This window comes from Komagataeibacter oboediens (genome assembly GCF_018491655.1).
GTDB classification, from domain to species: Bacteria; Pseudomonadota; Alphaproteobacteria; order Acetobacterales; family Acetobacteraceae; genus Komagataeibacter; species Komagataeibacter oboediens.
Genome location: NZ_JABLUU010000003.1, coordinates 75,336 through 94,896 on the forward strand (window position 1 = coordinate 75,336; position 19,561 = coordinate 94,896).

Annotated in this window: 15 protein-coding genes and 1 riboswitch; of the genes, 4 read left to right on the forward strand and 11 right to left on the reverse strand. The window is 62.8% G+C overall.

Annotation, left to right across the window (positions count from 1 at the left end; genetic code table 11):
• Positions 1-80: 80 nt before the first annotated feature.
• The 3 genes from HNO79_RS04020 to HNO79_RS04030 form a co-directional block, all read right to left on the reverse strand.
• The gene (locus tag HNO79_RS04020) at positions 81-2,105 is read right to left on the reverse strand and encodes an AAA family ATPase (protein WP_010516273.1); all 2,025 of its coding nucleotides are present in this window, start codon (positions 2,103-2,105) and stop codon (positions 81-83) included.
• A 159-nt stretch (positions 2,106-2,264) separates the two neighbouring features.
• Positions 2,265-3,260: a hypothetical protein gene (locus HNO79_RS04025; protein WP_029329720.1), complete on the reverse strand. Its 996-nt coding sequence runs from the start codon at positions 3,258-3,260 to the stop codon at positions 2,265-2,267.
• A gap of 284 nt (positions 3,261-3,544) precedes the next feature.
• Positions 3,545-4,471 carry a glucosamine inositolphosphorylceramide transferase family protein gene (locus HNO79_RS04030; RefSeq protein WP_214164471.1) on the reverse strand — a complete coding sequence of 309 codons (927 nt, stop codon included), beginning with the start codon at positions 4,469-4,471 and terminating at the stop codon, positions 3,545-3,547.
• A 105-nt stretch (positions 4,472-4,576) separates the two neighbouring features.
• On the opposite strand from HNO79_RS04030, the gene panB reads away from it, so the two are divergent.
• Positions 4,577-5,407, forward strand: a complete 831-nt coding sequence (gene panB / locus HNO79_RS04035; RefSeq protein ID WP_214164507.1) for a 3-methyl-2-oxobutanoate hydroxymethyltransferase — start codon at positions 4,577-4,579, stop codon at positions 5,405-5,407.
• Positions 5,404-6,771 (forward strand): MFS transporter, encoded by a 1,368-nt coding sequence (locus HNO79_RS04040; protein WP_244987417.1) that lies wholly within the window; start codon positions 5,404-5,406, stop codon positions 6,769-6,771. The genes panB and HNO79_RS04040 overlap by 4 nt, the downstream gene beginning before the upstream one ends.
• Here HNO79_RS04040 and HNO79_RS04045 read toward each other — a convergent pair.
• On the reverse strand, positions 6,720-9,059 hold the full coding sequence (locus tag HNO79_RS04045; protein WP_214164469.1) for a TonB-dependent receptor: 2,340 nt from the start codon (positions 9,057-9,059) through the stop codon (positions 6,720-6,722). The genes HNO79_RS04040 and HNO79_RS04045 overlap by 52 nt on opposite strands.
• 170 nt (positions 9,060-9,229) lie before the next feature.
• On the opposite strand from HNO79_RS04045, the gene phoU reads away from it, so the two are divergent.
• The gene (gene phoU / locus HNO79_RS04050) at positions 9,230-9,934 is read left to right on the forward strand and encodes a phosphate signaling complex protein PhoU (RefSeq protein ID WP_010516282.1); all 705 of its coding nucleotides are present in this window, start codon (positions 9,230-9,232) and stop codon (positions 9,932-9,934) included.
• A 5-nt stretch (positions 9,935-9,939) separates the two neighbouring features.
• Complete coding sequence (locus tag HNO79_RS04055; RefSeq protein WP_214164468.1) at positions 9,940-10,665, forward strand: response regulator; 726 nt, start codon at positions 9,940-9,942, stop codon at positions 10,663-10,665.
• Positions 10,666-10,776: 111 nt separating this feature from the next.
• Here the strand turns inward: HNO79_RS04055 and HNO79_RS04060 are convergent, their stop codons facing one another.
• The 7 genes from HNO79_RS04060 to HNO79_RS04090 form a co-directional block, all read right to left on the reverse strand.
• The gene (locus HNO79_RS04060) at positions 10,777-11,280 is read right to left on the reverse strand and encodes a peptide deformylase (protein WP_200410087.1); all 504 of its coding nucleotides are present in this window, start codon (positions 11,278-11,280) and stop codon (positions 10,777-10,779) included.
• Positions 11,281-11,290: 10 nt separating this feature from the next.
• Entirely contained in the window at positions 11,291-11,923 is a 633-nt protein-coding gene (locus HNO79_RS04065; protein WP_244987418.1) for a hypothetical protein, read from the reverse strand.
• A 201-nt stretch (positions 11,924-12,124) separates the two neighbouring features.
• Positions 12,125-13,735, reverse strand: coding sequence for a carbohydrate porin (locus tag HNO79_RS04070; protein WP_244987419.1), 1,611 nt, complete (start codon positions 13,733-13,735; stop codon positions 12,125-12,127).
• 185 nt (positions 13,736-13,920) lie between these two features.
• Positions 13,921-14,146: riboswitch (cobalamin riboswitch) on the reverse strand.
• Between the two features lie 29 nt (positions 14,147-14,175).
• Positions 14,176-15,120, reverse strand: a complete 945-nt coding sequence (locus HNO79_RS04075) for a ribokinase (RefSeq protein ID WP_048857159.1) — start codon at positions 15,118-15,120, stop codon at positions 14,176-14,178.
• A gap of 82 nt (positions 15,121-15,202) precedes the next feature.
• A complete protein-coding gene (locus HNO79_RS04080; protein WP_214164466.1) occupies positions 15,203-16,054 on the reverse strand; it encodes a 23S rRNA (adenine(2030)-N(6))-methyltransferase RlmJ in 852 nt (283 codons plus the stop codon).
• A 147-nt stretch (positions 16,055-16,201) separates the two neighbouring features.
• Complete coding sequence (locus tag HNO79_RS04085; protein WP_214164465.1) at positions 16,202-18,733, reverse strand: EAL domain-containing protein; 2,532 nt, start codon at positions 18,731-18,733, stop codon at positions 16,202-16,204.
• A 191-nt stretch (positions 18,734-18,924) separates the two neighbouring features.
• Positions 18,925-19,374 carry a cupin domain-containing protein gene (locus HNO79_RS04090; protein WP_200410080.1) on the reverse strand — a complete coding sequence of 150 codons (450 nt, stop codon included), beginning with the start codon at positions 19,372-19,374 and terminating at the stop codon, positions 18,925-18,927.
• Between the last annotated feature and the right edge of the window lie 187 nt (positions 19,375-19,561).

A 19,561-nucleotide genomic window follows, 5' to 3' on the forward strand; every position in this document is an offset into this window, starting at 1 on the left:
AAAGGCGGCGTTTTCCGAAGCTTTTTGCAACAAGCTTCACCAGAAGCACCTTTCGGTTTTCCTGCCCCACATCCAATGGGTCAGGACAGGAAACCGATGCGCCGGGTTCCGTCCCGTCCCGCCGTTTCCGCCTTCAGGCGTTCCAGCAGGTCATCTGGCGTCGGGTCTTCATCCAGCAGGCGCGCGCGACGCAGCACCAGTGCAAAGTCCGATGGTACCAGCGTGCGGACATGGCGCAGGCCTGCTGGCGCGTCCTTTTCGAAAAAACGCCGGAAGGCATGGGCCGCCTGCGTTTCCGTCAGGTAGTCAAAGCGGGCGCGGAACAGGAACCGCCGCATGCTGGCCGGGTCCAGCTTTTCCACAAGGTTGGTGGTGCAGGCGAAGGGCAGGGGATGGTGTTCCATCCATGTCAGCATTTCATTGACCTGGCTGATTTCCCACGAGCGTTCCGCCGACCGGCGGTCGCCCAGCAGGCTATCTGCTTCGTCAATGATCAGGAAGGCCCCGCTGTCGCATGCTTCGGCGAAGGCGGCCGCGATCTGCTGTTCGCTCTGCCCGACATACTTGTCCAGCAGGTCGGATGCGCGTTTCTGCAGTACCGGCATGTCCATCCGTTCCGCCAGATGCCGGGCATATGCACTCTTGCCCGAACCCGGCGGTCCCGACAGCAGCAGCGAGACCGCACGCGGCGCGCCGGGACGGGCCAGCCGCGTGGTCAGGGCCTGCAGGTCACAGTCCGCGTTGATCAGGGTTGAATCGTAATCCGTGACATCCGGCTGTGACGGCATGGGCATCTGCCCGCCCGCTGCCGCACGGGCAATGCCGGTTGCGATCATGCTGGCCATGGCGGAATCGCCGCCCGCCAGATGGGTGGACCGCAGCGCATTGCGGAAAATCGCCGGGGCCGCCGGAATGGCGCGGGCCAGGTCGGCTGCGTCCGTGGGTGCCAGGGCGACCTTTTCCTCGCGCGCCATGTCCTGCCACAGCCGCGTGCGCACGCCGATTCCGGGCTGTCGGACCTCAATGCACAGCGCCATGCGCCGCGCGATCGCGGGGCCAAGGGTATCAAGGTCATTGGCCGTCCAGATGACGGGGGTGCCGCCCTGTTCCAGTAGCCGGTGGAAGAAGACGCGACTGTAGGATTGCGGCGGGTCGAACAGGCTGGCGGTGAACAGGTCTTCCGCCTCGTCAAACAGCAGGATGGAGTCTGTATTGCGCAGCAGCCGCGTGCTGCACCGCAGGTCGGCCAGCCGTTCGTGGCGCGATGGCTCATCGCCCGCGCTGTCAGCCTCGCCTACGGGGTACAGGGTGGCATTGATGTGCCGCGCAAGGGTTGCCGCGAATTCGGTCTTGCCCGTGCCCGGCGGCCCGTACAACAGGATATTGATGCCCGTTGCATGCTGTTCGACCGCGGCCTTCAGCAGCTTCGCCGCGATGTCCGCCTGCTGGCCCAGATGAGCGAAGGCATCCCACGGCAGGGTCGCCTCACGCGGTTGGCCCAGCAGCAGGGAGCGGATATCGCCCACCACGCTGGCGCGGCGGTTCATAAGCGCCATGAGACGGGGCAGCAGGGTAATGTCGCCGTCCTCGTCCACGGTCATGAGGCCACTCATGCGCAACTGCCCCTCGGGGGCCAGCGCGGTGGCAATCGCATCTTCCTCCTGCCCCAGAAGAAGGTGCAGAAGGGGAATGTCCTCGCACAGGAACGGCCCGCGTGACCGGTTTTCACACAGGTCGTCCCATAGCTGTTCGAAATGCCCGTTCAGGCGATAGCACATCGCAAGGCCAAGCACCTCGCTGGCCACGCGGCCCAGCCCGGTGGCCTGGCTCAGTTCCTCCAGCCAGGTATCCACGTATCCCCGGTCGCCCGCGTGCTGGGCGCGTGCTTCCTCCAGCGCGTGGCCAAGGCGTTTCCATTCGGTGGTGGTGGGCGGGTTTTCCCCATCATGGCGGGGGGCAGCAGGCAGTTCCTTGTCATGCAGGCCAAGGTCGGGCTGGGCCTGCACCACGCAGCGGACCAGCGCGCCGGCGTCACGCGATCCACGATGGATCGAACCATGCAGCACGCACAGCATCTCCAGCAGGCGGCGTGTCTCGCCCCGCACGCGCGATGAGCGCGGCTGTACCGTCCTGCGGCGTGTTGCCGGTCGTCTGCTCTTGGCTAGCGCCATATATCGGGTCTCCTGCTGCTCCTGTCTGAATATAGGTAGTGCAGGGACGGATGTCGTGGGGGAAGGACGATGTTTTCTCTCCCCCCACGTCCATCAGCTGCCATCTGACAGGGCAAAGCCGGTTTCAACCTGATCCAGCAGGGCTTCAAGTTCCGCGTGGCGCAGGGGATCGGTGCCAGTGGTGATATGGCCGCGTGCGCGTTTTTTCAGGCTGCCCGCGATTCGGGGGCTGACGGTGCGGTCGGTCCCGTGGCGCAGCATGTCGGCAATGCTGATCCCGCGTTCATGTGCCGTCCGTACCACGGAAAACGCCATGTGGTTGACGATGTTCTCGAACTCGAAACGGCCAAAGCGCGAATGGCAGCGGCTCAGCTGGTCAAGGGCGGTGGCATAGCGTTCCACCGGGTTGGCCTGCGTGGCCGTACGGAAATGCTGGGTGTAATGGCGCGAGGCCTGGATGTGTTCTTCCCGCGCAAGATCCCATTCGCCAATAGCGGTGCATTCCGTCTCGATCAGGCAGTGCAGGGCGCGGGCATTCAGGCAGGATGCGACAAAATCCGTATGGGTGATGTCGTTCCATTCCAGCTTCTGGCCCGCACGCTGCATGGCGAAACGGAAGCCACGATGTCCATCAATGCCGTACACGATGGTGGTGTTGCCCCGGCACAGCGGGTCGGTCCCGGTTACCATGATATGCCCGCTATCGGCGCGGTGCATGTAATGCTGCCATGTCATGACATCCAGCAGCGTGTCGTCATCCACGAAGCGGTCGGTATGACGGCGCACGTATTTCATGAAACTGGTGGCCTGCAGGCCGGTCACCGCATGGGGCGAGAAATCGACCTGCCACCATACGCAGGCCCGCAGCAGGTGAAACGCAAGCGAATCGCGCAGGTCCGCCAGTGCCGCATGTTCGGTGGCCAGGCTGTCCACCTGCGCATCGCACAGGGCCTTTACGGTCCGGAAGCGGTTGGCAAGCATGTCCAGCTGCCGCGCCACGGGCTGCCATGGATCAAAGTAGCTGACCAGGCTTTCGGGACGGGAATGCTGCAGATGCCAGGCAGCCGGGGCGGTACGTGGTTCACGCATCGGACGGTCCTTGAAGTATCTGGGGCTGGAAGGATCGGTGGTTAACGGGCTGATCATGCCGGAGTTGCCGACATGACCCGGATCCATGCGCCACAGGATGATGGGGGCGGGTCGCACGGGGTACGGCATCGGCCCGGTTATCGGGACGGGGCGTTGGGAAGGTTATCGTTACATGCCGTATTCATGCATATTATAGGCATGTTATTTGATAATGGTAATTAATATCACATTAAATCCATGACAGATTTCCTGATCCAGTCATGAATATGTCTTTTTCAGTTTTGTTAATAACGCAGCATGCGGCGGGTCAGTTTTCGCGCCATGCGGTGAATATCCACGCCTGCGCGCCCGATGACCGACCGGCTGGTCTGCTTGGCGTCCACCAGTGTCACGGGTCCCGCGGCGGACAGGGTATGCAGCCCGTCGGTCGCAGGCCGCCATGCGGGTGGCGCGGTCAGGGGGGGCAGGGGGTGGGCTGCGAATTTACGTATCGTCAGGGTGGTGATGGCCAGCGGGGTGATCGCCCCGCCATAGGTCCGCGCGCAGTCCTGCGTTGGCAGGATGATCGTGCCGTCATCCATCACGACCGGTGTTCCGCCGGGCCGGGCGCTGTGTATGTCGCGCCGGACCGGATTGGCGGGGTGCGGGTGCCACGGCCCCGTCAGGCTGTCGGCCCATGCCACATGCAGGGTATCGACGCGGGGGCGTTCTTCTTCATGCCATGGGGTATGGAACAGCCACCACCGGCCGTCATAGAACAGGGGGGAGGCGTCGATCATCGGGCCGGGAAAGGTGCAGCCCTCCACTTCCTTCCAGCGATAGGGAAAATCGGTCGCGCGGTACAGGCGCTGCACGCCGCTTTTTCCTGATTCGGGCATCATGAGGAATGACCCGTCCCGGTCGCGCAGGATGACGGGATAGGACAGGTGCCATGGTTCCACCAGCACCGGTGAATGCGCGATGATGCGAAAGGTGCGGTCAAGGATGAAGACGTCAATGCGCCCGACCTTCACCCGGTAATCATAGGCTTCGGCAAACAGGTACAGCCTGTCCTCGTGCCAGATGCCAAAGGGGTCGGCAATGAAACGGAAGGGACCGGGATCGGGCAGCCATGTAACCGGCATGTCAGCCAGCGTGCCCGTGCGCAGCACGTCGGGCATGGACCGGTGAATAAGCCCCGTCTGCCATATATCGGTCCGGCCAAGTCCCATTTGCGCAGCCCCTGCCTGTATCGGATGGCGGATTTGCAAACACCGATGTGCTGCAATATGCCAGATGACATCGTACCAGATGAACAGGGCAGGGGAATAGCAAGCATGGGCAATGGGGAACAGCCCCGGCGCCGGACCATTCGTGATGTCCGGAAGGGAGACGTGCCGGGCGTATGGCTGACAGCCTATACCGCGCCCATGGCCAGCAGGCTTGACCCGCATGTGGATGTGATGCTGGTGGGGGATTCGCTGGGCATGGTGGTGTATGGCATGCCGGATACGCTTGGCGTCAGCATGGACATGATGATCGCCCACGGGGCAGCCGTCGTCCGTGCATCCCGCCGTGCGCTGGTGGTGGTGGACATGCCGTTCGGGTCGTACCAGCAGTCACCCGCGCAGGCGTTCGGCAATGCCGCGCGCATCATGGCGGAAACCGGCTGTGGCGCGGTCAAGTTGGAAGGCGGGACGGAAATGGCCGAGACCGTGCGGTTCCTGTCGCAGCGCGGCATTCCGGTCTGCGGGCATGTGGGGCTTATGCCACAGGCGGTCAATACGGCGGGTGGTTTCCGCACGCAGGGGCGTGACGCGCAGCAGGCGCGCAAGGTCCATGCGGATGCACGGGCCATTGCCGATGCCGGTGCCTTCGCCATCGTGCTGGAAGGGACCGTGGAACCCGTATCGCGCGACATCACGGCGGACGTGCCCGTTCCTGTCATCGGGATCGGGGCCTCGCCCGCATGTGACGGGCAGGTTCTGGTGGTTGACGACATGCTGGGGTTGTTCGGTGCGTTCACGCCACGTTTCGTTCGCCGCTATGCCGATGTGGGCAGCGTGATTGACGACGCTGCCGCACGCTATGCGGAAGATGTGCGCACCCGCCGCTTTCCGGGGCCGGAAGAATGCTTTGGCGTGCGCAGCAAGGTCCTGCCGGGATGAAAGCCCCCCGCGCGGCTGCCCCCTCCGTCTCCCGTATCGGACTGGCGGAGGTCATGGCATTTGGCGCGGGGGACATGGGGTTCAACATCATCTGGGGGCTGATGCTCAGCTACCTGGCGTATTTCTATACCGAAATCTCGCTGCTGCCGGTGCAGATGGTGGGATTCATGCTTATGGCCGCACGTGCGGCCAGCCTTGTGACCGACCCGGTGGTGGGGCTGTGGATCGACCGCAGGCCGGTGGGGCGGCAGGCCATACCCGTGCTGCGCGCAGGGATCGCGCCATTCATGGTGCTGGTGGCGCTGACCTTCATGCCGCTGCCGCATATGTGGCCGGTGGGCATGCGTGGCCTGTGCGCGGCCATGGGCTACATGGCGCTGTGCGTGGCGTATGGCGTGGTCAATACCGCCTATGGCGCCATGACCAGCCTGATTTCGCGGGACCATGACATGCGCCTGCGCCTTGCCACCAGCCGCATGGTGGGAGCGACACTGGGCAGCCTGCTGGTCAGCATCACGACCCTGCCCATGGTGGACTGGCTGGGTCATGGTAACCGGCAGGCGGGATTCGCCCTGTACATGGTCGTGGTGGCGTGCGTGGTGGGCGGACTGCTGTGGCTGCCGTCGCGGTTCTGCCATGAACGGGTTGCGACTGATGGGGGGAACCTGACGGTACGTGCGCGTGTTGCCGGGCTGCTGGTCAACCGGGGCTGGCGGCGGCTGACGGGGGCGATGCTGCTGACCATGCTGGGCAGCACCTTCCTGTTCGGCGCGCTGGTCTATGATGTGCGCTATGTCCTGCATGATAGTGACCATATGGCCGGCTGGCTGCTGGGTCTTGTCAGCCTGATGGTGCTGGCGGGGTGTGGCCTGTCACTGCCGCTGGCCGGGCGGTGGGGCACGGCCCCGGTCATGCGCGGTGGCACGCTGGCGGCGGGGGGCGTGCTGCTGGTGGCGTATATGCTGCCCGCGCGGGTGGAGGTGCTGGGCATCTCGCTTGCGCTGTTCGGGCTGTGCGTGGGGATCTGCAATCCGGTCTGCTTTACCCTGCTGGCGCACTGCATGGACGGCGGCGATGGGTTTTCGGGCACGCACACCGTGGGACTGGCATGGGCGCTGAATTCCACCGCATCGAAAATGGCGTTTGATGTTGGTGGCAGTCTGCTGGCGGGCGTACTTGCGGCGTCGGGACTGGTCAGTGGCGTGGGCGTGCAGTCAGTCCATGCGCAGGCAGGCATCCATGCCGGTTTCCTGCTGCTGCCCGCGTTGCTGTACCTGCTGGCGGGTGGGGTGGTGCTACGGTATTTCGCCCCTCAGAACCCTGTGGAGGCGGTAAACAGCACCGCAAGTCCGCCGCCTACGTAATATTGCGGGCCATCCACTTTGGTCAGGGTGGGGGTCGCGACACCGGACAGGTAATGCTGGTTGGTGATATTGTTGAAATTCATCCTGAATTCGGGATGGGAGAAGACGGCATGGTCATCCATGCGGTATCCGATGGCCAGATTACCGGTCGTATGGTCGGGCATACGTTCATCATTCATGAAGGTTGAGTACTGCCGTCCCGTGTAATGGATGGAGGCCATGCCGAATATGTGCCCGTCATCATAACTCAGCCCGGCAGAGGCCTGTAGTGTAGGGCTTTCCACCGCCGTTCTGCCACGTGTTGCCAGCATGCCGCCGGCGGAGGGGATGTCACTGTCGATGGTGGCATGCAGGTATTCCCCCGACAGGTAGGGCGCGAAATGGTGCCATGGTTTCAGCCCGATTTCCACGTCCACCCCGCGTGATGTCTGGCCGCCACCATTTATGGTGGAGTCCACCTGTCCGATCTGGGTCTGGATTTCGCGGTTGGTGAAATCATAGTTGAACAGCGTCAGGCTGCCGACAATCAGGTTGCCGCTGTAGCGATAGCCCAGTTCTTCAGACACGGAATATTCGTTCTTCAGCTGTGTGGCGACGCCCGTATCGGTCACGCCACCGAACAGGGCGGTTTCATCTGGCGTGCGGAAATTGGTCGTGGTGTTGAAAAAGACCATGTGGCGCGGACTGATGCGGTAGCGGATCGCAATGCGCGGCAGCGGGGTGGCGGAATTGCTGCCCGCCGTCGTCTGCACCCCGTCCGACGTGGTCGTGCCATGGCGGTCCAGCATGACTTCCCTGAAGCCCACATCCACCATCAGGCGGTGGCCCAGGAAATGCATCCGGTCGCCGGCATACAGCGCGTTGGTCTGGGAAATCATGTGGTAGCTGCCCGCATCCACCTGCTGACCATCGGGCTGCAGCAGGGTACGGCTGATCCGGTCCACCCATATGTCGGCGGCATATCCCTGCGCGTTGACTGCAGTGAAGGGCTGGTGCTCGCTGTCATCGGAATAGTCGTACCAGTATCCCACCACCAGGTCATGGTTGCCCAGCTGCCAGTCCAGTGCGGCATTAAAGCCGGAGCGGTAGCTGGTCTGGGTCCAGTTCGCGCGCACCACGGCATTTTCATCGCAGCCACCCGTGCCATCGCACAGGCCGCTCTCCCCCATGGTCGTGCCGCTGGGCGCGTTGCCGTAACTCCACTGTGCATAGGGCGTGACCTTCAGGTGCACGCTGTCCGCCAGCGTGAAGCGCGCGGGGGCTGCGATATAGGCGATGCGTTCGGGCTGTCGGTACAGCTGCCAGTAATCCGTGCCGCCTGCCGCATCATTGGGGTTATAGGTGGCGGCAAGGTTGTTGGCCGCCCCATGTGGTCCCTGTGCCTGCCAGTCCGCCTTGTCCACCGGCGGGTAATAGCTGGCGACCATCGTGTTCCATGTCCCGAGCACGGATACCCGGTTGCCCGCCCCCCATTCGCGCAGGAATTTGAAGTCGATGTGCTGGCGTTCATCATGTCCCGGCCCGCGCCAGTTATCGGTATACCCATGGGAATAGGACACGAAACCCCGGATGCCGGTATGCCCGATCTGCCCGGTATCCAGCCGCAGGAACTGCCGGTTCGTGTTGTATGACCCGTATGAGACATCGGCATATCCCCCCGCCCGCATGGAGGGATCGCGCAGGGACATGCTCATCAGTCCCCCCGCCGCGTTCAGGACGGGCGAATCCAGGTCGGCCGTCCCCTGGGCGAGTGACACGCTCTGGTAATTTTCCGTATCCGCGAACTGTCCGGGGTAACCGTTATAATAGGCGATGTCGTTCAGCGGCATCCCTTCGAGCACATAACCAAGCGAATCCCCGCCCAGCCCGCGCACGGTTATGTTGGTCTGGGGTGAAAACCCCAGCGCGTCGGAGGAGGAGACATTGGCCCCGGGCAGCAGGCTGACCATGTCGAAGGCCGTGGCACTTGGCGCCTGCTTGCGCATGAAATCGGTGCCGATGGTGCTGACGGATTTCGCCGCGTCCTCCGCCCGGATCAGGCCGCCGCCGGGCTGGGTGCCCACCACGTGCCGGCTGGTCACGGTCATGCGTTCCGTCGGGGCGGCAGGCGCGCGGGCAGCCGGGGCAGCCGTGCCGCGGGCGGCGGGCGTGGCGGATGGCGTATTGTCATTTCCCGCCGCCATGCCCGGCCCCATGCCCAGCATCGTGCCCAGCGCGATTGTCAGCATCCGCCGGTAGGAAACGGGGGCCGGATCGGATACAATGCGGGGACGGGGCACGCGTGGCATGGAGTGTTCCTGAAGAAATCTTTTTATTTCATTATTTTGTACCATTCTGGTGGGGTATGACATCGTCTTGAACAAGCCGGGACGGATATAATATATCTACGTGGCGTATCATAAGCCCTGATATCGGGCGCATCCCGTATAATTGTGCGGGCAGGGAGGAAGGGTCGCGGGTGGGACAGGAATCAGCACATATCGTCAGCAGTTACGAACAGGAACTGGAAGAACTGCGTTCCATGATGGCGCGGATGGGCGGGCTGGTTGAACAGCAGACATCGCAGGCGGTCGCCGCCATTGCCGATCGCGATGAAAACGCCGCCGGTGTCGCAGCCGACCTCGATCCCCAGGTTGATACGCTGGAACGTGATGTGGAGGCGATGGTCATCCGCATCCTCGCGCTGCGTTCCCCCGTGGCGGGGGACCTGCGTGAAGTGGTCTCGGCGCTCAAGATCACGGGGGACATGGAACGCATCGGTGACTGCGCCGCCTCCATCGCGCGACGCTCGCTGCGCACGGAACTGGTGTCCTCGCGCCTTTCGCTGAGTGGACTGCGCGGCATGGGACGCCTGGTGCAGGACAACCTGCGCCGCGCGATCGACGCCATGAGCCAGCGGAACGCCGACCTCGCCCGCGAAGTCTGGCAGTCCGATACTGCGGTGGACGAACTGTATAACGCCATGTTCCGTGAACTGGTCACCTATATGATGGAAGACCCGCGCAATATCGGCCCGTGCACGCACCTGCTGTTCATTGCCAAGAATCTTGAACGGATCGGTGACCACGCCACCAATATTGCCGAACGCGTCTATTATACCGCAACGGGTGAAATCCTGCCCGTCGTGCGTCCCCGTGGCGGGTTTTCAGGGCAGGGAGGCTAGCGTCCTTGCTTGAAGACCGCCCGCTGCGCATCCTTGTCGCAGAAGATGATGCCGCCCTGTCCGTCATGCTGTCCTACAACCTTGAAGCGGCGGGACATCTTGTCATGCCGGTGGATAACGGTCTGGACGCCCTGCGGGAAGTGACCGACTGGAAACCCGACCTTGTGCTGCTGGACTGGATGATGCCGGGGTTATCGGGGGTAGACCTGTGCCGCAGGCTGCGCATGGCCACGGCCACGCGTTACCTGCCGGTCATCATGCTGACCGCGCGGGGTGAGGAACAGGATTCCGTCCATGCGCTGGATACCGGGGCGGATGATTACCTGGTCAAGCCATGTGGCATGGATGTGCTGCATGCGCGCGTGCGGGCCGTCATGCGGCGCAGCGCGGGCCGTGCCGCGCTACCTGCCGCGCAGACGGACGATGTCCTGAGCTTTGCCGACATAGCGCTGGACCACGCCGGACGCAGGGTCAGCCGCGCGGGCACGCCCGTGGCGCTGGGGCCGACGGAATACCGTATCCTGCTGCATCTGCTGCGTAATCCGCGCCGGGTGTTTTCGCGTGCTGAAATACTGGCTGCCGCGTGGGATGACCGTATCCATGTGGAAGAGCGCACGGTGGATGTCCATATCCGCAGGCTGCGACTTGCGCTGAACGCCACGGGCGGGGCGGACCTGATCCGCACCGTGCGTTCCAGCGGTTACATGCTGGATGATGGCAAGGTGGGCTGATCGGCTGCCTCGATCAACCATTAATGACAGTTTCCGGGTGCCGCCTTTTTTCAAAAAAGGCGGCATTTCCTGAAGCTTTCTGAAAAAAGCTTCACCAGAAACTTTCTTCTTTTATATGCTGCCGCGTTCCAGTTTTGCATAACGCTTCAGTGCCCGTTCGCGCCGCAGGCGTGACAGGCGTTTCAGCCAAAAAACACCGTTGATCTGGTCGATTTCATGTTGCAGGCAGGTGGCCAGCAGGCCATCAGCGACATCTTCCGCTTTCGTGCCATCGGGCCGGTCGTAACGGACTTTCACACATGTGGGGCGGGTGACAGGCGCGTGGATGCCGGGCATGGACACGCTGCCTTCTTCCTGTGTCGAGGTTTCCGCTGACTGCCAGATGATGTCGGGATTGGCATAGACATGCGGGCCGTCCCCGCCTGGCAGGTCAATGACCACCAGCCGCTGCGCAATGCCCACATGGCATGCCGTGATGCCGATGCCCGGCGCAGCATGCATGGTTTCCAGCAGGTCGCGCGCCAGTTGCGCCGTTTCCGGCGCAGTCGCATCAACGTGGGCCGCCACCTGTTCCAGACAGGCATGGGGAAAGCGGACAATCGGCAGGATGGCCATTGCAATACGGTCAGTACAGGAAGGGACCGTTATCGTCGGCGTTCAGGTTGGTGTAATAGGGGATGTAGAAGTTCATGCCGAACGGGCTGTAGGTATGGTCCACGCCCGATACGGGACGCAGCGGCTTGACGTCATGGTCCGCCAGGCAGTCATACAGCGTCTCGCGCAGGTGTTCCGTTTCCTTGTCCGACTTCTGCGTGCCGTAGAACAGGTCATGCGCGTAGGGTTTGCAGGCCTGCGGCGTATGTTCGTAATATTCGGCGTACCGGTTCTGCCTGTTTTTTTCTATGTCCGCATCCGATATCCACTGGTGGCTGGCGGCACTCGTGCTCCAGATTTCCTTCCACCCCGTGCGCATGTGCGGCAGGCGGGCGACGGCGATACCGTCCTGACGGGTACCATCCTTGCGCACCAGGCTGCCATGGCAGGCCATGACCTGCATATGGTCGTTATAGACGGCGCTCTTGACCGTCCCGTCTTCAAACCGGACGGCGGGGGACGCGGCCGGCGTGCCCTGGTTGGCAATCCCCACGATCGTGGCAGCCACACCGGGCTGCTGGCAGTAGTTCACCATGGGGCGGGGGGTGTGCTGCGCGCAGGCGGCCATGGCAAGCGGGAGACATAAAGCAACAAGACGGCGCAACGGTTTTTTCCTTTTGCAATGCGGCACGGGACCCAGCCATGTGCCTGTCCATTCAGGCGTATAGAAGGGGCCCGTACCTCACAACAATGTAAATTTTCAATACCGCCCTGTGCTTTTGTCTTCTCTTGGCATCTGGCTGTCGGGATGGCGGGGGTTGCGAATGCAAACAGCAGTACGGGCGGGGAGTGAAGGGCGCGCCCTTCAGAATGTAATATTGCTGTGCAGTCCGAAAATCGCCTCATCGCCGGTACGACGGTAGGGATAGGACGGGTCGCTGCCGCCGCCTGCGGGATGCCAGACGTACTGGAGGTCCGGCTGCATCACCAGCCACGGCGTAACCTGCGCCTGATAGGTCAGTTCAAGGTGGTTTTCATTGCCCGGCACCAGGCTGTCGGTACCGGTCCGGGCCACGTTGCGGGTATACTGGCGCTCACCCGAACTGGCGCGGCCAATGCCCCAGCCCAGCCCGATCGTGTCGTTGTCACGTCCCCGGAACGGGGCCTTCAGGTTCAGGCCCGCGTCAATGGCGAAGCTGATCAGGTTACGGTCGCCGCCATTGCCCGTGGCGCGCACGAAAATACCCAGCGAACGCGTGGACTGGATGGAAGGCCGCCAGATCATCTGGTCAATGATGCCGTACACCATCCAGTTGTCCCGGTCCCAGCGCGGGATGCCGGTGGTGTCATTGGGGCCGCCAAGGGCCTGCCCCATGTTGTTGTAGCGGTAATCGGGAAATCTGGCGGTGTCGTAATATCCGCCCAGTTTATAGACGCCCGGCAGGCCGGGATTTTTTGTGACGTTGGACGTATCGGCGGGCTGCGGATTGAGTGCGTACTGCAGTTCGGTAATCAGCAGCGCGCCATTGCCCATGTTGAAGTTTGTGCCATTGGCGCCGTTATAGGTCTGGCTGGTGGGATCGCTGTTGCTGCCCAGTACTGCGCCCGTGGCCTGCTGGATGGGTAGCGAGTTATAGCGGTTGCCTGGCGGATTGTCGTCAGCAGCGGCGAACATGAAGGTGAACTTCTCGCCGGGTCGGTAACGGATCCGCACGGCGGGCGAGGAGAGTGGCCATGACGGGCCGCCGCCATACAGGTTGACTGACGGGGCCATGGGCCAGCCGAAATTGGCGTTCAGGTACAGCGATGCGTAATCGCTGATCAGGAATTCGGTATCAAGGGCCTGCTGGCCGATCTTGACGTCGAGTTTCCCCTTGAGGAACGACTGCTGGTACCACAGTTCGAACAGGCGGGTGGAACGGTCAGCCTCGAACCCGCTGATCGGGTTGAAATTGTTCAGGTGATCCTGCGAAATGGAACGTCCGCGCGTCTGCAGCGCGCTGACATTGAACAGGCCGCCCTTCAGCCCGAACAGTTTTTCGGTATCGATGGTCAGCGTGGGCATGGTCACGCCGTCATATGCAGGGCCGGTGCCCGATCCCTGTCCATCGCCATTGGTGCTTGGCGTGCCACCGGTACCGTTGCCCCAGACTTCATCGACTTCCTGAATGTCGAAGCTGATGCCGTGTTTGTACAGCCACGGGCGTGCACCCCACATGTTGCCCAGCAGGTTGCCGCTGGTATCCAGCGCGTTATCCGTGCCTGTGTCTGTCGTTACCGTCTGCTGCGCATCGGCCTGCGCGCGTTCTGAATCGCGCACCGTGGCCGGGTCGATCTGCTGGATCAGCGGGGTGGAATTACCTAGGCGGACGCGGTCCTGCGCAATCTGTGTCTGGACCTGTGCATGGGCATAGGAACCGAACGTGCCGATCAGGCCACAGGACAGAAGGCCGGATGAAAGGAAAAGGGTTCGCATCCGGCCATATTGTGCCGGGCCGGAAAAAAGGACTTTCATGAAAAGACATCCCGTCAGGATGGGTCCGGCCATATGGGGCCGGAAAAGGGCGACCCGCCGGGCAGGCCACTGCTGGTACGGGGGGACGGAATGCTAGCTGGTCGTGTTCATGTCTCATGCCCATCTCCGGTCAGCCCGCCCGACGATATCGTTAAAGGACAGCGGCAGGTCTCCTGGCTTACGGGTCGCTGCATTTCATCTCCCTTCCCGGCCGGAGCCAGTGGTTGCCGCAGGGCGGCAGCAGATGAAACACTCTCCGTTTACAGTTGCGGGTACAGCTGCCGACTCCACCCCCGGATATGATATCCCGCCGGGGTTTACAGCATTCCCTTTCCAACCCGTTTGCACGGGACCGCTGACTTATGGCCCGGACTATAGCGTTTACAGTCCATTAGGCAAGATCAGGCCGGAGGCTGTCGGTCCAGCAGGTCCGCCACCTCATCCATGGTGGGCGCGGCCTGCGCGGCACCCGGACGGGTCGTGGCCAGTGCACCGCATGCGGCGGCGAAGCGTACTGCTTCCCCAATGGCCGCCCCGCGGGCCAGTGCACTGGCAAGTCCCGCATTGAAACAGTCCCCCGCCGCCACCGTATCAATCGCCCTGACGCGGAAGGGGGACACGAACCCCTGCGCATCGGGCGCGGAATATACGACACCCCGGTGCCCCAGCTTGATGATGGCCGTGCGCGTGCCACGGGCATGCAGGATCTGTGCCGCCTGCAGGGCGGTCGTCTCATCCGTGGGTTCGATGCCTGTCAGGTCGCGGGTTTCGCGTTCGTTGGGGGTGATGATGTCCGCCAGTGGGTACAGTTCGGCGGGCAGGCCACGCGCGGGGACCGGGGCGGGGTCCAGCATGACGGGTATGCCCCGTTCCCGTGCCGTGCGGGCCATGGCCAGCACCAGCGCGTGACGCATTTCCATCTGCATCATCACCAGCGTTGCATGATCCAGGACGGGCGACAGAAGCGGGCAGGCCTCCGCCCCATGCGCCATGTTCGCTCCGCCATCCACAAGGATCTGGTTTTCCCCCGCATGGTTTATGGTGATGAAGGCCCGGCCGGTGTCGGCCGCGGGGTCTTCCATAAGGCAGTGCGTATCCACTCCGGCCTGTTGCAGCGTGGTGCGCGCCATGGTGGCCAGCATGTCCGTTCCGGTCCAGCCCGCCAGCGCCACGTCCTGTCCCAGCCGCGCTACCGCGATGGCCTGGTTGGCGCCCTTGCCCCCCAGCCCGGTGGTGGAGGCATGGACATGCAGCGTTTCGCCTGGCTGTGCGAAGCGTTCGACATGCGCGACAAAATCGATATTGGTGCTGCCGATGACGGCGATATGGGGGGACGATGCAGGCATGAAGGAAACCTTGGACGATGGGAAACACGGATAGGCCACCCTATCATCGCCCGTTACCGGCATACAGGCGGCCGGGACCGTTTTATTCGGGCACGACCCATTCCACTTCGGCCTGTGTTTCCCCATCACCCAGATAGCGGCACAGGGTGGTCAGGATGGCGCGCGCGGTCTGCTCGAACCGGAACGGCGGATTGGCGATCAGCAGTCCGCTGCCATTCAGCCGCGTCGGGTCCAGCGGTGGCCGCAGGGTCAGTTCAAGGGCGAGCAGGTTGCGCTGTCCCGCATCCTTCAGCGCGTTGTGGAAGGCATGTGTGGGCGCGCGATGCTTGATGGGATACCACGTGGCGATGATGCCATTACCAAATCGCTGGCGTGCTGTGATGATGGCTTTTGCAAGGGTATGGAACTCATCCGTCCGTTCAAAGGGCGGATCCATGAGTACAAGCCCCCGCTTTGCCTGCCGTGGGGGCAGCAGGGCGGTGACGGCCTCGTATCCGTTGCGACCATGTACGGAAACGGCGGGATTGTTGCGGAACAGGCGGCGCAGACTGCGCTGGTCCTCGGGGTGCAGTTCACAGCAGGTCAGTGTATCGCCCGGTCGCAGCATGTCCGCCACAATGGCGGGGGAGCCGGTATAGAACATCTGCCCGTCATGCGCCGCGATCGTGGCGCGCACGATATCCAGCCATTCCCCGATGCAGGCCGGTGCCTCAGGGTCGGACGGGACGTCCAGCAGGCGGCCGATCCCCCCATGCCATTCCCCCGTTGCCTGTGCCTCGCGGCCCGACAGGTCATACATGCCGATCCCGGCATGCGTGTCGAGGACCGAAAACGCGGACGGCTTGCGACGCAGCGCATCGATCAGGGCCACCAGCACGACATGTTTCATGACATCGGCAAAATTGCCGGCGTGATAGCTGTGTCTGTAATTCAAGGTCTGCCGCCCCACGGATTGCACGCCCCACGAACGGGGTCCGCAGGACTGTTACTGGATCGTGGCGGCTTTTTCCATGCCGGCATGCGCCCCGTCCCGTATGGACGACAGGGGCGGGGCGGCGAAAATTCTGGGTTATGGTACGTGTCAGGCGACCGGGACGGTTTCGGACCTGCGTTCCCTGATCCACGTGTCGAGGGACGCCGTCGTCATCGGACGCCCGAAATAATATCCCTGCACCACATCGCAATCGATATCCCGCAGCCCCGCGCATTGCGCGGCGTCTTCCACGCCTTCGGCAATGACGGTCATGCCCAGCGTGTGCCCGATGCGGATGATGGCGGTCACCACCTGCCGCACGTTGCCGGTGCTGCCAAAGCCGTTCATGAAGCTGCGGTCGATTTTCACCTCGCTTATGGGCAGGCTGGCCAGGTTGGACAGGCTGGAATACCCGGTGCCGAAATCATCCATCGACAGCCCGATGCCAAGGTTGCGGATGGCGGTCGCGGTGGTCACGGTCTGGTCGAAATTCTCGATCATGGCGGTTTCGGTCAGTTCCACGATCAGCCGTTCCGGCGGCACGCCGGTCTGGTGCAGGATGGTCGCCAGTTGCGATACCAGTTCGGGATCCTGGAACTGGATGGCGGACATGTTGACCGATACGGTGGGCACCGGGATGTCGCGTGCGATCCAGTCCGCCATCTGCTCACATGCGACCCGTAGCGACCACGCGCCAAGGGCACGGATCTGCCCCGTTTCCTCCGCCACGGGAATGAACCGTCCCGGTGACACCATGCCCAGTACCGGGTCATCCCAGCGTGACAGGGCTTCCACGCCATGCAGTTCGCCCGTGCGCAGGTTGACCTGTGGCTGGTACACCAGCGTCAGGCGGCTGTCAGCAATGGCTTCACGCAGTGCGGAGGCCAGGATGACATGGTCATCCGCCTGCCGGTTCATGGATGGGTGGAAGAAGCGGTAGCAGCATCGCCCCGCCTTCTTGGCCTGCGCCAGCGCGGTATAGGCCTGGCGCAGGCATTCCTCCGCATCCTGCCCCTCGTCGCTGAAGGTGCTTATGCCGATGCTGCCGGAAATGCTGACGGGAATGCCATCAACGGTGAACGGGTCCTCAAGGTTATGGATGATCCGTTCCGCCAGAAGGGTGACATCGGGTGCATTTTCTTCCGTCAGTACTACGAATTCATCGCCTTCCGTGCGCACCAGCACGTCGCGCCCCACCATTGCGTTGCGCAGGCGGGTGGCCAGTTCCAGCAGAAGCTGGTCGGCACGTCCCTGTCCCAGCGCCTGCACGATCTTGCGGAAGCGGTCGAGGTCGATGACCATGATGCTGAGCGGCGCTGCCGGTGGTCGGGCAGCCAGTTCCTGCAGGCGGCGGTTGAGCCACATGCGGTTGGGCAGGCAGGTCAGCCGGTCGGTATAGGACAGGCGGATGATTGAATCCCGGCTGCGCTGCTGTTCAATGGCCAGCATGGCCAGATGCACGCAGGCGCCGACAATGCGCCGGTGCCATGCCCCCGGCTGACCGGGTGCGCGGAAATACAGGGAAAAACTGCCTGCCACGTCCCCATTGCGCAGGATGACGGGAACCGCCCATTCCGCGGCAATCCCGTGCCGGGCCGCCACGGTGCGCAGGGCGGGCCAGCGGGTTTCCGTCGTGAAATCGGGCACCACCACTTCCTGCGCCGTGGCGATTGCGGTGCCACAGGCCCCGCCCGCCGTACTGGCTTCCAGCCCGTCGAACGCCTGCAGGACCGGCATGGGCAGGCCACCATGTCCGCCGGTGCGCAGCACGCCGCCCGTGCCCAGCATGACGACCGCCATGCAGTCAGGGGCGATCAGTTCGATGCGGCGGCACATGAAATCCAGCAGTTCGCGCAGGGACAGCTGATCGGTCAGCGCCTCCACCACGTCGCGCTGCAGTTCGCGTAACTGCCGGTCATGGGTAATGTCGTGCAGGATGACGATAATGTCCGCAAGCCGACCGTCATCCCCATAATGCGGTGTGACCGCGCAACGCAGCCACAGGTCCCGCCCCTGCTGCCCGCGGGTATGGATATCCAGTTCAAAGCCCGTGCGCCGCGCCAGATGCTGGCGGAACTGCCGCAGGGTCGTGATATCGCTGTCGCCCCCCGAAAGCAGGGTGCCAAAGGGCGCATCGTGCAGGGCCGCGGGCTCCATCCCCATAAGGTCGGTTATGGCGCGGTTGGCGTGCGTAATGCGGTATTGCGGGTCCAGCACCAGAATGCCCCGGTCCGTTGCCTGCACGATCAGGGCGCTGATTTCAGCATTCTCGCGCGCCTGTTCCTCTTCCGTCAGGTCAAGCAATGCAACCAGTTCATACAGGGCGCCGTCCCAGCTTATGCTGTCACGGTACAGGCGTACGGGCACGCCCAGCCCATCCCTGCGGCGCAGGGTGGTGGTGCCGTCATCTGCCGTGGTCCTGTCCTGCGATGGGGACGGGTCAAGCGGGGTCGTGACATCGACGGTCTGGTCGGGGAAAAGCCGGCCAAGCCGCGTTTCAGCCAGATCCGTGGGGGTGTAGCCGGTCAGGTCGCAGGCGCGCGGGTTACCATACACGACCCGACCCGATACATCCGCCATCATCACGGCCATGGGCAGTTTCTCCAGAAGGGGAGAGGAAATCTGTGTGATGTCCGGCATGATGGCGTCTTTCACAATATAAAGGGTAGTCGTCGCCCGACGGAACATAGTTGTCAGGGCATGTACGGTACCGCCTGTCAGGACGAATCTGTTAGTTTATCATTAATTATATTGCGGCAGCTTTGTGGCCTGTCCGGGTGTCATGACATGGAAATGCGACGTTTCGACTGTCAGGTCTGTTCTGCCTGGTCTCAGTATTCCGGTTTTTCGCCCTTGGCGGGAATGGAGGGCTGTGTGCCCGGTGTCAGGGCATAGGTCAGCAGCACGACGGTCTGTGTATCGCCGCTTTCCCCACGATGGATGTCATTGACGGATTCAGCGAACGCTTCGCCCTGATGAAAGGTTTCCGTCTTGCCGCTGTCCCGGTCGTGGATCGTCAGTTGTCCCTGCAGCACATAACCGGCATTGGGCACGGGGTGGGTATGCCATGGCAGGGCGGTGTGGGCGGGAATGGTCAGCCGGATCATCATCAGTTCCGGCTGGGTGGTGGGGTATTTTTCATATGCCATGCCATTCCATGAATGGGTGGCCTGCAGCAGAATGTCACGGTGCCCGGATGCGACCACCTGCGCATGGACGGAGGAGGCAGGGATGGAACCAAATGCAAGGCAGGCAGCCAGGACGGGGACAGATCTGTGCATTTTCTCTCTTTCCGGTCGGTCATCGTTATTACAGGCCATAGCGCCTGATGGACCGATGCGGTTCCATGCCGGGGACCATGGGGGACTGCCCTCACATGATCTTGAGACGGAAAGGGAATTCGTTTTTATAAAGTAACGGACCGTGCCGCCCTGCCTGCACCGGACCAGCCATGCGGATGACATGACA

Coding starts and splice junctions, on each gene's coding strand:
- HNO79_RS04025 (WP_029329720.1), bottom strand. CDS start 3,260: ATGCGTGAACCACGTACCGCCCCGGCTGCCTGGCATCTGCAGCATTCC.
- HNO79_RS04030 (WP_214164471.1), bottom strand. CDS start 4,471: ATGGGACTTGGCCGGACCGATATATGGCAGACGGGGCTTATTCACCGG.
- panB (WP_214164507.1), top strand. CDS start 4,577: ATGGGCAATGGGGAACAGCCCCGGCGCCGGACCATTCGTGATGTCCGG.
- HNO79_RS04040 (WP_244987417.1), top strand. CDS start 5,404: ATGAAAGCCCCCCGCGCGGCTGCCCCCTCCGTCTCCCGTATCGGACTG.
- HNO79_RS04045 (WP_214164469.1), bottom strand. CDS start 9,059: ATGCCACGCGTGCCCCGTCCCCGCATTGTATCCGATCCGGCCCCCGTT.
- HNO79_RS04060 (WP_200410087.1), bottom strand. CDS start 11,280: ATGGCCATCCTGCCGATTGTCCGCTTTCCCCATGCCTGTCTGGAACAG.
- HNO79_RS04070 (WP_244987419.1), bottom strand. CDS start 13,735: ATGCGAACCCTTTTCCTTTCATCCGGCCTTCTGTCCTGTGGCCTGATC.
- HNO79_RS04075 (WP_048857159.1), bottom strand. CDS start 15,120: ATGCCTGCATCGTCCCCCCATATCGCCGTCATCGGCAGCACCAATATC.
- HNO79_RS04085 (WP_214164465.1), bottom strand. CDS start 18,733: ATGCCGGACATCACACAGATTTCCTCTCCCCTTCTGGAGAAACTGCCC.
- HNO79_RS04090 (WP_200410080.1), bottom strand. CDS start 19,374: ATGCACAGATCTGTCCCCGTCCTGGCTGCCTGCCTTGCATTTGGTTCC.